General features: G+C 74.6%; 9 protein-coding genes. 7 read left to right on the plus strand and 2 right to left on the minus strand.

What is annotated here, in order from left to right; translation table 11 throughout:
- The first annotated feature begins 83 nt into the window (after positions 1 to 83).
- The 4 genes from ACLZOT_RS05145 to ACLZOT_RS05160 all read left to right on the plus strand — a co-directional run bounded on the left by ACLZOT_RS05145 (position 84) and on the right by ACLZOT_RS05160 (position 3,334).
- On the plus strand, positions 84 to 743 hold the full coding sequence (locus ACLZOT_RS05145) for a histidine phosphatase family protein (RefSeq protein WP_416967503.1): 660 nt from the start codon (positions 84 to 86) through the stop codon (positions 741 to 743).
- A gap of 10 nt (positions 744 to 753) precedes the next feature.
- Positions 754 to 1,686, plus strand: a complete 933-nt coding sequence (locus ACLZOT_RS05150; protein ID WP_416967504.1) for an ADP-ribosylglycohydrolase family protein — start codon at positions 754 to 756, stop codon at positions 1,684 to 1,686.
- 284 nt (positions 1,687 to 1,970) lie between these two features.
- Positions 1,971 to 2,672 carry a ribonuclease HII gene (locus ACLZOT_RS05155; protein WP_416967505.1) on the plus strand — a complete coding sequence of 234 codons (702 nt, stop codon included), beginning with the start codon at positions 1,971 to 1,973 and terminating at the stop codon, positions 2,670 to 2,672.
- 68 nt (positions 2,673 to 2,740) lie between these two features.
- Positions 2,741 to 3,334, plus strand: coding sequence for a hypothetical protein (locus tag ACLZOT_RS05160; RefSeq protein ID WP_416967506.1), 594 nt, complete (start codon positions 2,741 to 2,743; stop codon positions 3,332 to 3,334).
- Between the two features lie 167 nt (positions 3,335 to 3,501).
- On the opposite strand, the gene ACLZOT_RS05165 is transcribed toward ACLZOT_RS05160, so the two are convergent.
- Both ACLZOT_RS05165 and ACLZOT_RS05170 read right to left on the minus strand, forming a co-directional pair.
- Complete coding sequence (locus tag ACLZOT_RS05165) at positions 3,502 to 4,122, minus strand: hypothetical protein (protein ID WP_416967507.1); 621 nt, start codon at positions 4,120 to 4,122, stop codon at positions 3,502 to 3,504.
- 286 nt (positions 4,123 to 4,408) lie between these two features.
- A complete protein-coding gene (locus tag ACLZOT_RS05170; protein ID WP_416967508.1) occupies positions 4,409 to 6,574 on the minus strand; it encodes a RecQ family ATP-dependent DNA helicase in 2,166 nt (721 codons plus the stop codon).
- Positions 6,575 to 6,772: 198 nt separating this feature from the next.
- On the opposite strand from ACLZOT_RS05170, the gene ACLZOT_RS05175 reads away from it, so the two are divergent.
- From ACLZOT_RS05175 to ACLZOT_RS05185, 3 genes are all read left to right on the plus strand, one after another.
- Complete coding sequence (locus tag ACLZOT_RS05175; protein WP_416967509.1) at positions 6,773 to 8,230, plus strand: DUF4192 domain-containing protein; 1,458 nt, start codon at positions 6,773 to 6,775, stop codon at positions 8,228 to 8,230.
- Between the two features lie 939 nt (positions 8,231 to 9,169).
- Positions 9,170 to 11,074: a glycogen debranching N-terminal domain-containing protein gene (locus ACLZOT_RS05180; protein WP_416967854.1), complete on the plus strand. Its 1,905-nt coding sequence runs from the start codon at positions 9,170 to 9,172 to the stop codon at positions 11,072 to 11,074.
- A 65-nt stretch (positions 11,075 to 11,139) separates the two neighbouring features.
- The gene (locus tag ACLZOT_RS05185; RefSeq protein WP_416967510.1) at positions 11,140 to 11,898 is read left to right on the plus strand and encodes an NUDIX hydrolase; all 759 of its coding nucleotides are present in this window, start codon (positions 11,140 to 11,142) and stop codon (positions 11,896 to 11,898) included.
- Positions 11,899 to 11,917 lie beyond the last annotated feature (19 nt).

Genomic DNA, 11,917 nt, shown 5'->3' on the forward strand with positions numbered 1-11,917 from the left:
CGCGGTGCCCGTTCTGTGTGACCTACGCCGTACGGGGGCCGTACGAGTGCTCGAAACCGGGTGACTCGATCTAGGGTTTCGGCATGGCACGACCACGGCGCATCGTTCTTGTCCGGCACGGGGAGTCAACGGGCAATGTTGATGACACCGTCTACGAACGCGAGCCCGACCACGCGCTGGCCCTCACCGACAAGGGCCGGCGACAGGCGGAGGCCACCGGGGAGCGGGTCCGGGAGATCTTCGGCGACGAACAGGTCAGCGTGTACGTCTCCCCCTACCGGCGCACCCACGAGACCCTGAGCGCCTTCGACCTCGACCCCGCGCGCATACGCGTGCGCGAGGAGCCCCGGCTGCGCGAACAGGACTGGGGAAACTGGCAGGACCGCGACGACGTACGCCTCCAGAAGGCGTACCGGGACGCCTACGGGCACTTCTTCTACCGCTTCGCCCAGGGGGAGAGCGGCGCCGACGTGTACGACCGCGTCGGCGGCTTCCTGGAGAGCCTGTTCCGCAGCTTCGAGGACCCCGACCACCCGCCGAACGTCCTGATCGTCACCCACGGCCTCGCCATGCGGCTGTTCTGCATGCGCTGGTTCCACTGGACCGTCGCCGATTTCGAATCCCTGTCGAATCCCGGGAACGCGGAGATGCGGATGCTCGTTCTAGGGGATGACGGCAGGTACAGCCTCGACCGGCCGTTCGCCCGGTGGCGGGACCCGGAGCCCTACGGCGTCACCGGTTAGGGTGACGGCGATGACTCCCGCCCCTTCCATCCCCTCCGACCCTCCCGCCCCTTCGACCGACGAGCGCCTGACCCGAGCCCTCCGCAGCCTGCGCGGGCTGTCCGTGGGCGACGCGCTGGGCTCCCAGTTCTTCGTCCCGGAGAACTACCCGCTGCTCGCCCGCCGCGAGCTGCCGCCCGGCGACTGGCAGTGGACCGACGACACGGAGATGGCCTGCTCCGTCGTCGCCGTCCTCGCCGCCCACCACCGCGTCGACCAGGACGCGCTGGCCCGCTCCTTCGCCGTGCACCACGACTTCGACCGCGGCTACGGCCCGGCCGTGAACCGGCTCCTGCGCCTGGTCCGCGAGGGCGGCGACTGGCGGGAGCTGTCCGCCGCGCTCTTCGACGGCCAGGGCTCCTGGGGCAACGGCGCGGCCATGCGCATCGCCCCGCTCGGCGCCTGGTACGCCGGCGACCCCGAGCAGGCCACCCACCAGGCCGAGATCTCCGCCTACCCCACCCACCAGCATCGCGAGGCCGTCGCCGGCGCCATGGCTGTGGCCGCTGCCGCCGCCCTCGCCGCCTCCGCAGGCGGCCCGCCCGCCCCCGACGCCCTCCTCGACGGCGTCGTCGCCCTCGTCCCCCGCAGCGCCGTCTCCGCGGGCCTGAGGCGGGCGCGCGACATGCTCGACTACTCCGACCCGGCCACCGTCGCCGCCGTCCTCGGCTGCGGACGCCGCACCACCGCCCACGACACCGTCCCCTTCGCCCTCTGGTCGGCGGCGCGCTCGCTGGGCGACTACACGTCCGCGTTCTGGACGACCGCCCAGGCCGGCGGGGACGTCGACACCACCTGCGCGATCGTCGGCGGGGTGGTCGCGGCGGGGAGCACGGGGGCACCGCCGCAGGAGTGGACGCGGCGCACGGAGGCGTTCCCGGGATGGCTGTCGACGGAGGCGTGAGCGGCCCGCCCACGCGCCCCTGAGGGCCGTACGCGGAGTGCTCCTCGCCATCCGTACGGCGACGGGTTTCGCGTTGCCGTTCACTTCACGTGTGCGACCGGGCGGCCCGGGGAACGCGGCGCGGCGGACGCCGTACCCGGTCCGTGGCCAGGTAAACGCGAGGGCGTGAACCCTGGTTCCGGCAACGCCCATTGCGGTGCGGCAGCGAACGGCTTCGTCGCTGTGCGCCGTCGGCCGGGCCGGGGTGTCGAGCACCGGGCGCGGCGGCGTAGGCTAAGACCGCCATGCCGTACGAACCACCCACTCACACCGTCGAACGCTCCCTTCGAGCGACGACCGGCGCGAAGGTCATTGCCGGGGTCGACGAGGTGGGCCGGGGAGCCTGGGCCGGACCCGTCACCGTCTGCGCGGCGGTCACCGGACTGCGCCGGGCCCCCGAGGGCCTCACCGACTCGAAACTCCTCACCCTCAAGCGCCGCACCGCGCTCGCCGCGCAGCTCCAAGGGTGGGTGACGTCGTACGCCCTCGGCCACGCGTCGCCCGAGGAGATCGACGAGAAGGGTATGACCGCGGCCCTGCGACTCGCCGCGGTCCGCGCCCTGGAGGCCCTCCCGGTCCGGCCCGACGCCGTCATCCTCGACGGCAAGCACGACTACCTCGGCACGCCCTGGCGGGTCCGTACCGTCATCAAGGGCGACCGGTCGTGCGTGGCGGTCGCGGCGGCCTCGGTGATCGCCAAGGTCCAGCGCGACAAAATGATGGCCGAACTGGGTGTCGACCATGCAGACTTCGGTTTCGCGGACAACGCCGGGTATCCCTCACCCGTGCACAAGGCCGCGCTGGAGGAGCGGGGGCCCACCCCGTACCACCGGCTTTCGTGGGCCTATCTCGACGGGCTGCCCCAGTGGCGGCACCTGAAGAAGGCCCGCAGCTGGGCGGACGGAAGCGCTCCGGAGATCGAGGGCCAGCTCGGCTTCGACTTCTGACGCGACCGCTCGCACTGATGTGCCACCCCCTCGCGCGCGTCGCACCAGCGTTTGATAAAAATCAGCTCATGCCTCTCATTCCCGAGGAGCCTCAGATTCACGAGAGTGCCCAGGGTCCCCGCGTCACCCCGGCCGGCGGCCGCAGCGCGCAGACCCCTCGTCCCGTACCCGGCCCCCGTCCCGCGGCCCCGCCGCGCCCCGGTCGTCCCGGCCCCCGGCCTACGACCCCGGCGCAGCGCACCCCGCGCGACACGGCCCCTGCCGCCCCCGCGGCGGTCCAGATCCAGTCGATCCCGGCCTCGGCGGAGGGCGCCCTGGACGCCGCCGAGGAGGCCGTGGACCTGCTGCTGGAGTCGGGCCGCGCCCCCGGCGACGTGCTGGTGATCACGACCGGCAGCCAACACCCTTGGTCCGCCCACGAGTTGTCGTTCGGTGAGGCGTCCTACTGGGCCCAGCACGACGCGCGTGACGACGTCTTCTACGTGGACGCCGCCCTCGCGAGCCGCGCCGCCCAGCGCCCTGTCGTCGTGGTCGCCGTCAACGGCGGCCCCGACGACGCCACCGCGACCGTCCTGCCGCTGGCCCGCACCAAGGCGGGCGCCCTGCTGATCGTCTGCGGCGACCCGCAGCACGTCGACACGGCGCTCGGCGCCGGGGTCTGACCGACCCCGGCGGGGCCCGCCCCGCGCGTGCGCACGGAACGGGGGTCACCGCGCACGCGCCCTCCGGCGTACCCGTGTAACGGCGTGCCGACACGATCGGGAGGCCGCGGCCGGGTCGTCCGTACGACAGTGTCGCGGCCGTTTCCGACGCCGTCCCCGGCGCGCGCTCAGCGGGCCGCCGCGCGCCTCAGGACGTCCGAGACGGCGCCGCCGGTCCGCGGGAGCGGGGGCGGGGCCTCGGAGAGGCCGAAAGGCTCCGGCAGCGACTCGGAGTTGGGCCGACGGCCGCCCCGGCCCTCGCCCAGCACCTGCCAGCCGTCCCGCGTGAGCGTGATGTACGCCCCGCAGCGCAGGCCGTGCAGCGTGCACGCGTCGCGCAGGCCCCACATCCACGCGCCGTCCTCCTCGGTCCAGCGCGCGTCGCCGTCGCGGCAGTACAGCAGCACCGCCGTGCGCACCGGCGTCCGCCGCCGCAGGTCGTGCGGGATGACCCGGCGCAACTGGGCGAGCAGCGCGTTGCGGAACATCCAGCCGTCGGCCGGCGCCGGACGACGGACGAACGAGGCGCTGGCGCGCAGCCGTTCGTCCGGATCGAGCACGGCCACGATCGCCGTCGACGGTCTCGGCCGATGCCGCGCGTGCAGCCCGCTCACGACCTCGCGCGGGTTGCGCAGCAGCGGGATCCCCGCCGCGGCCCATTCCGCGGGTTCGAGCAAGCGGCTGGCGGAAGCGGCGGACGCGGACGTCGAGAGCGATGCCGCCGAGGACGGCGCGAATCCGAAGGTCACGATCCTCCCTTCGGCTACGGCCCACACAGCGGGCGGGGCGAATTCGGGGGGCACGCACCGCAAACAGAGCTCTGCCTGACCTCAGGCGAACCGTTGCGGGGAGCGGACCTCAATTCTTGCGGTCGAACTGGAATGCGGCAACGAGCAATTGGGATCACCGACTGTTATGTGCCGTTACATGGCTTATATCACTACCTCGGGTTTCGCGCTTGACGACGGGGTCAGGACGGGCGACGCGCCTGTACGGTCCCGCGTCTGCCGGTGAACTGCCTCCCCCGGCGCGCGTTCACCCCTGGAGCGCCAGGACCAGCGGCATCACCTCCCGCGCGCCCGCGCGGCGCAGCATCCGCGCGGCGACCGCGAGCGTCCAGCCGGTCTCGCTGAAGTCGTCCACCAGGAGCACCGGGCCCTGCGCCCCGTCGAGCGCGGCGGCCAGCGCGGGCGGCACGGACAGTGCCCCGTCGAGCGCCTTCAGCCGCTGCGCGCTGTTGCTGCGGGCGACCCGGGAGGAGCCCTCCGCGTACTCCAGAGCTCCCAGCAGCGGCAGCCGGCCGACCTGCGCGATGTGCGCGCCCAGCGAGGCGATCAGCGACGCGCGGGTGCGCGAGGGGAGGGTCACCACGCCGACCGGGCGCGCGGGCGCGTCCGCTGCTCCACCGGCCCAGCCGCCGGGCCCCTTCGCCCAGTCCGCCAGGACCCCCACCACGGCCCTCGCCACGTCCTCCGGCACCGGCCCGTCCGGCGCCTGCGGGGCCAGCAGAGGCCGCAGCCGGTTGCCCCAGCCGATGTCCGACAGCCGCCCGAGCGCCCGCCCCGGCGCCGCCAACTCCCCGGCCGGGATACGGCCCTTCAGGTCCATGCCGACCGCCGCGAGCCCTGTCGGCCACATCCGGCGCGGCTCCACCTCCACGCCCGCCCGGCCGAGGTCCACGCGCGCGGCGTCCAGCGCTGCCGTCGACGCGTCGGCGGTGAACCGAGCGCCCGCGCAGTTGTCGCACCGCCCGCAGGGCCGGGCTGTCTCGTCGTCCAACTGCCGTTGCAGGAACTCCATCCGGCAGCCCGTCGCCGCGCCGTACTCCCGCATCGCCCGCTGCTCGGCCTCCCGCTGGCGGGCCACCCACGCATACCGGTCCGCGTCGTACGACCAGGGCTGCCCCGTCGCCGTCCAGCCGCCCTTCACGCGCCGGACCGCCCCGTCCACGTCCAGGACCTTGAGCATGCTCTCCAGGCGCGAGCGCCGCAGCTCCACCAGCGGCTCCAGCGCCGGCAGCGACACCGGCCCCTGAGCGTGCGCGAGAACGTCGAGCGTGCGGCGCACCAACTCCTCGGCGGGGAACGCGAGCGAGGCGAAGTACGCCCAGATCGCCTCGTCCTCCCGGCCCGGCAGCAGCAGCACCTCCGCGTGGTCGACGCCACGCCCCGCGCGGCCCACCTGCTGGTAGTAGGCGATCGGCGAGGACGGCGAGCCCAGGTGCACGACGAACCCGAGATCCGGCTTGTCGAACCCCATCCCCAGGGCGGACGTCGCGATCAGCGCCTTGACCTTGTTGCCGAGCAGGTCCTCCTCGGCCTGCTGCCGCTCCGCGTTCTCCGTCCGGCCCGTGTACGACGCGACCGCGTGCCCGCGCTGCCGCAGGAACGCGGTGACCTCCTCGGCGGCGGCCACCGTCAGCGTGTAGACGATGCCCGAGCCCGGCAGGTCGTCCAGGTGGTCGGCGAGCCAGGCCAGGCGGTGCGCGGCGTCCGGCAGCCGCAGCACGTTCAGGCTCAGGCTCTCCCGGTTCAGCGGGCCGCGCAGCACCAGCGCGTCCGACGCGCCGCCCGTGCCGAGCTGCTCGGCGACATCGGCCGTCACGCGCGCGTTGGCCGTCGCCGTCGTCGCCAGGACCGGTACGCCCGGGGAGAGTTCGCCCAGCATCGTGCGCAGGCGACGGTAGTCCGGGCGGAAGTCGTGGCCCCAGTCGGAGATGCAGTGAGCCTCGTCGACCACGAGCAGGCCCGTCGCCGCGGCCAGCGAGGGCAGGACACGGTCGCGGAAGTCCGGGTGGTTGAGGCGCTCCGGGCTGATCAGCAGGACGTCGACCACCCCCTCCGCGATCTCCGCCTGGACCGACTCCCACTCCTCCGTGTTGGCCGAGTTGATCGTCCGCGCCCGGACGCCGGCCCGGGCCGCCGCGTCGACCTGGTTGCGCATCAGCGCGAGCAGCGGCGACACGATCACCGTCGGGCCCGCGCCTCTGGCCCGCAGCAGGGCCGTCGCCACGAAGTACACCGCCGACTTGCCCCAGCCGGTGCGCTGCACCACCAGCGCGCGTCTGCCCTCGGCGACCAGGGCCTCGACGGCCCGCCACTGGTCCTCCCGCAGCCGGGCCGTGCCGCTGGGGTCGCCGACGAGCCGGGCGAGGACGGTGTCGGCCTCGGTCCGGAGGTTCGCGTTGCTGGTGTGCTGCATGCGTCCATACAACAGGACGGGACTGACAATGCGGGCGGTGAGCGGAGGGGGAGGGGCCTCGGGGGCTTGTCGGCGAGGGGGAGTCGAAGGCGTTCGGAGGAGGGGAGTTGACGGTACCCGGAGCGGGATATGTCGTGTCCCTGCCGGGAGTTATCCACAGGGTCGGCGGGGATTCGCGATTCGCGAGATCGTCACGGCATGACGAATCACAGCGAAACGCCTGAACCCATCGGCAGCGGAACGAACGACAGTGCGGTGCCGTTCGGCTCCGGACCCCACAGGTACACCCTCAAGACCCCGGCCGAACTCGCGGACGCCGTCCCCTACCTGCTCGGCTACCGGCCCGAGGACAGCATGGTCCTGGTGACCCTGTGCGAGCAGGACGGGCAGAGTCACTTCGGACCCCGAGGCGCCCTGAGCATTCCCAGGAATCCCGCCAGTTGGAAGGAAGCGGCCGGATACTTCGCCGAAGGACTGGTCAAGGGAGCGGAACGCCGAGGGGCGCGGCCCGAGCAGATGGTCGCCTACCTCTGCCAGGAGCCGGAGCCCGGCGAGACACCCCGCGAGGTCATGGAACGGCTGCAACCCCTCGCCCACCACCTGCGCACCCAGTGCGGGGACCTCGACATCCCCGTCATCGAGGCCCTCTGCGTCTCCGGCGGACGCTTCTGGTCCTACTGCTGCAGCGGCGACGGCTGCTGCCCGGAGGACGGGATCCCGATGACCCTGCCCGGCACGTCCGTCCTCGCCGCCGCCGCGACCTACGCCGGGCTCCAGGTCCGGGGCACCCTGCGGGACTTCAGGATCCGGCTGCTCCCCTGGGAGACCGGCGACGTCCGGGAACAGGAGGAGGCGCTGGACCGGGCCGCCCAGAAGATCGTCCCCCGCATCGTCGACGGCCAGAGTGCCCGGATCGCCGACGAGACGATCGCCCTGGCCGGCCTTTTGGTACGACGCCTCGCCGAGGCCCCCGCGATCGTCGGCCCGCTCCTGTCCGACCGCCAGGACGACGCGCTGATCGACAAGGACGAGGCGGCCCTGCTGATCCTCGGGCTCCAGGACCGCACGACCCGCGACCGCGCCGCCGAGTGGATGGAGGGCGACGAGGCGCTCCCCGCGCTGCGCCTGTGGCGTGCCCTGGCCCGCCGCTGCGTCCGCTCGTACAGCGAGTACGCCGCCGCTCCCCTAGCCCTGGCCGGCTGGGTCGCCTGGTCCCTCGGGGACGGACTCGAAGCGCGCGAGGCCCTCGCGATGGCACTGGGCGCCGACCCCGAGTACCTCTTCGCTGCGCTCCTGCACCAGGCGTGCAACGAAGGGCTCGATCCGGAGGCGGTCCGGCGGTGCCTGCGGTCGGAGCGTGAGGGGCGGCTGTCCGAGGATGCGGCGGAGAACGCGGAGAACGCCGAGAGCACGGAGGCGGCATCTAGGACCGGCGAGCCGGTTCAGGCTCCTCGGCGCCGGGCTCGGACCAGGAGCGGCACGTCTGCCGAGTCGGGAGCGGACGGGCGGCGGCCTCCTCGCACACGGTCATCGGCGAAGGCCAGGGACAAGGACGGGACGCGTCCGCCCTCGCAGAGCAAGCGGGTTGTGCGGCAGCGGAGCGCGCCCGAGGAGGAGACGGTGTCCGGCGGGGACGAGGGGGTCGGGGCGGAGTGAGTGCGGGGTGGGTCGACGAGTGGCGGTGTGGGCGAGAGGGCTTGGGCGGGCGTGGGGGTGGTGAAGCGGGGCGGTGGTCTTTCGACGGGGGTGGGCGATGGTCCTTCGGCGGGGGCCGAGGCTGCGGGGCTGGTGCGGTGGATCGGAGGCCTGTGAGCGGAGGTCGTCGCGGTGGGCCGGGGTGGCGGATCTGGAGGTCCTCCGGCCGGGGGGCGGCAGGGTGGTGCGCCTCGGTGGTCCTGGGGTGGGCGCGGGCAGCGGGGCATGCTTCCCGGGGCTTCCGGAGGGCGTCGGCCGGAGGGTGTGTCGTGGTGGGCCTCCGGCGGACGTTGGGCAGGGGGCGTGCCGTCGCGGGTCTCCGGCAGGCGTCGGCCGGCGGACGTGGCGGGGTGGGTCTCCGGTGGGCGTTGGACAGCAGGCGTGTCGCGGTGGGTCTCCACTGGGCGTCGGGCAGCAGGCGTGCCGGGATGGGTCCCTGGCAGGCGCCCGGCAGAGGACCGGTGGCCTCTCGGCGGACGTCAGCCGGGCGAAGCGTCTTGGCGGCCTCTCGGCGGACGCCGTACGCACCGCCATTCGGAGGGGCCTTGGGGTGTGGGGCGTGACTCGGGGGAGCCTCGCCCCGTTCACCTGAGTGGCGGTACGGCCGCGCGGCCCGTGCTGCCGTACCGCCCTTGTCCCGCCGGGGCCGACCCTCGGTGCGGCACCCGCCCGTGGCGTACAGAGAGCAGAAGAAGTCACCGCATGCATCAACCGACCCCGCCCTCCGCCCACGGCGGGCCCCCGCCGCCGGGCCGCGACGAGATCCCCGAGCGGCTCTTGGGGCGGACGCCCCGTGGACCGGCCGACGGGGCGCGGCCTGACCCGACCCGGCCCCCGCTGCCTGACCAGGGTCGCCGCCCGGCACCCCGCCCCACCGGCCTCCCGCCCGTCCACACGGCGATGATCTGCGTCGCCCTGCCGGGGCTCGCCGTCTCCCCGCCGGAGGGACAGCTCACCGGACACGGCCTGGAGGGGTTCTACCGGGCGGGCCGGCGCCTGCTGTCCCGCTGCCAGGTGCGCGTGGCCGGACGGGAACCGCTCGGGACACAGGCCCGGATGACGGCCGCCGACGAGGTCCGCTTCGTCGGCACCCTGCGCCTCTCACCGCAGGGCGGCCCGGACCCGGACCTCGTCGTCGAGCGCAGCCGCAGCGCCGACGGCACGGAGCGGATCACCCTGCACAGCTACGCCCCGCGCGCACTGCGCCTCCCGGTCGAGGTGTCCCTCGGGACGGACCTCGCGGACCTGGGTGCGATCGCGGCCGGCGCGACCGCGCCCGAACTGCCCGCCAGCGTCCACGACGCGGGCCTGCGCTGGTCCGGCCCGCCGGGCTCCTCCACCGTCACCGCGGACCCACCGCCCTCCGACGCCCTGGCCTCCGCCGGCCTGCTGCGCTGGGACCTGGACATCCCGCCGGGCGGCAGCGCGGTCGTCGAACTCAAGGTCAGGCTGGACGGGAGCGGCCCGATGCGGGCCGTGGGCCGCTCGGCGACGAACCCCCTGGCACCCGCGAGCGCCCGGGGCGACGACCCGCGTGTGGGCCCGCTGCTGCGGACCGGCGTCGAGGACCTCCAAGCGCTCCTGGTCCGCGACCCGGCCCACCCCACCGACACCCACCTCGCGGCCGGTGCGCCTTGGCGCTGCGGCCTCGCCCCGGCCGACGCGCTGGCCGCCGCCCGCATGACACTGCCCCTCGGCACCGGGCTCGCGGCGGGCACCCTGCGCATCCTCGCCCGCACCCAGCGCCCCGACGGCCTCGTCCCCGGCCCCCAGCGGAACGCGGGCGCTCACCTGCCGCCCGCGTGCACGGGCACGGAGGCCACGCTCCTGTTCCCCGCGCTCCTCGCGGAGGCCCGCCGCTGGGGCCTGCCCGAGGTGGAGGTCGCGGAGCTGCTGCCGACGGCGGAACGCTGCCTGACCTGGTTGCGGACCACCGTCGGGACGGGCACGTACCTGTGCGACCCGCAGCCCGCGGGCCCCGCCCGCTGCGAGACCCAGGCACACGCGCACCGCGCGGCCCTCCTCGGCGCCGACCTCCTCGACGACTGCGGCAGACCGGGCGGCGAGCCACTGCGGGTGTGGGCGCGCGGACTGCGGGCGGCGTTCCGCGAGGAGTTCTGGGCCGACGACCTCGGCGGCGGCCGGCCGATCGCCGCACGCCTGCCGGACGGCCGCCCCGTCGCGCACCTCGGCGCGAACGCCGTCCACCTCCTGGACACCGGGCTGCTGGGCGGCGGCGAACTCGCCACCGGACTCCTCGACCGGGTGCAGACCGAGCATCTCGCCCGCCTGCTCGGCGGCCCGGCACTGGACTCCGGCTGGGGACTGCGCGGGCTCGGCGCCAAGGAGGCGGGCTACAACCCCTTCGGCCACCGGGGCGGCGCCGTACGGGTCCACGAGACCGCGCTCGCCGTGGCGGGCCTGGCCGCCGCCGGGTACGAGAAGGAGGCGGGCGCGCTCCTGAAGGGCGTCCTCGGGGCAGCGGAGGCGTTCGGGTACCGGCTGCCCGAGATGTACGCGGGCGAGCGGCGCACCGACGGGAGCGCTCCCGTTCCGCACCCGGCCGCCTGCCGTCCCGCCGCCACCTCGGCGGCCGCCGGGATCCTGCTGCTGACCACCCTCGCGGGCATCCGCCCCGACGCCCCGGCCAGGACGGTCACCCTGCGCCCCGTGCACAGCGCACCCCTCGGGGAGATCGGCCTCAGCGGGCTGCGCGTCGCGGGCGAACCGTTCTCCGTGCGGGTCAGCAGACTCGGCCTCGCCATGGTCGAGGAGGCCGGCGAGGGGCTCCAGCTGGGGGTGTGAGAGACCGAAGGGCCGCGACCGGCGAAGGGAGTGTTTATCGTCAGGGAGACGACTAAGATCGCCGCATGCCCTACGACCCGTCAGCCTTCCCGCCCTTCGCCGTCACCGTGGACCTGGTCGTGCTGACCGTGCGGCGCCACGCCCTGTGCGCGCTGGCGGTCCGCCGGGGCGAACCGCCGTTCCAGGGGAGATGGGCCCTGCCCGGCGGCTTCGTACGGGCCGACGAGGACCTGTCCCAGGCTGCGGCACGCGAACTCGCCGAGGAGACCGGGCTGCACGCCCACGAGCCCGCCGTCCCCGCCCAGGACAACGGCGCCCACCTCGAACAGCTGGCCACCTACGGCGACCCCAAGCGCGACCCGCGCATGCGCGTCGTCAGCGTCGCCCACCTCGCGCTCGCCCCCGACCTGCCCGCCCCGCGCGCGGGCGGCGACGCCAGCAACGCGCGCTGGGCGCCGGTCGAGGAGCTCCTCAACCAGGGCGGCTACGGCCGGGACGGCGACCCCGTCGCGCCGCTCGCCTTCGACCACGCGCAGATCCTCGCCGACGGCGTCGAGCGCGCCCGCTCCAAGATCGAGTACTCCTCACTGGCCACCGCGTTCTGCCCCACCGAGTTCACCGTCGGCGAGCTGCGCCGGGTCTACGAGGCGGTGTGGGGCGTCGCGCTCGACCCGCGCAACTTCCACCGCAAGGTGACCGGGACGCCGGGCTTCCTCGTCCCCACCGGAGGCACCACCACCCGTCAGGGCGGCCGGCCGGCCCAGCTCTTCCGCGCGGGCGGCGCGACGCTGCTCAACCCGCCGATGCTGCGCCCCGAGGTGTGAGGGCGGGCGGGGCAGGGCC

This window comes from Streptomyces sp. 4F14, from assembly GCF_048159485.1.
Classification (GTDB): Bacteria; Actinomycetota; Actinomycetes; order Streptomycetales; family Streptomycetaceae; genus Streptomyces.

Bases quoted from the DNA above. Each gene is read 5' to 3' on its own strand.
- ACLZOT_RS05175 (WP_416967509.1), top strand. From the start codon at position 6,773: ATGACGAATCACAGCGAAACGCCTGAACCCATCGGCAGCGGAACGAAC.
- ACLZOT_RS05160 (WP_416967506.1), top strand. From the start codon at position 2,741: ATGCCTCTCATTCCCGAGGAGCCTCAGATTCACGAGAGTGCCCAGGGT.
- ACLZOT_RS05185 (WP_416967510.1), top strand. From the start codon at position 11,140: ATGCCCTACGACCCGTCAGCCTTCCCGCCCTTCGCCGTCACCGTGGAC.
- ACLZOT_RS05145 (WP_416967503.1), top strand. From the start codon at position 84: ATGGCACGACCACGGCGCATCGTTCTTGTCCGGCACGGGGAGTCAACG.
- ACLZOT_RS05170 (WP_416967508.1), bottom strand. From the start codon at position 6,574: ATGCAGCACACCAGCAACGCGAACCTCCGGACCGAGGCCGACACCGTC.
- ACLZOT_RS05180 (WP_416967854.1), top strand. From the start codon at position 9,170: ATGATCTGCGTCGCCCTGCCGGGGCTCGCCGTCTCCCCGCCGGAGGGA.
- ACLZOT_RS05150 (WP_416967504.1), top strand. From the start codon at position 754: ATGACTCCCGCCCCTTCCATCCCCTCCGACCCTCCCGCCCCTTCGACC.
- ACLZOT_RS05155 (WP_416967505.1), top strand. From the start codon at position 1,971: ATGCCGTACGAACCACCCACTCACACCGTCGAACGCTCCCTTCGAGCG.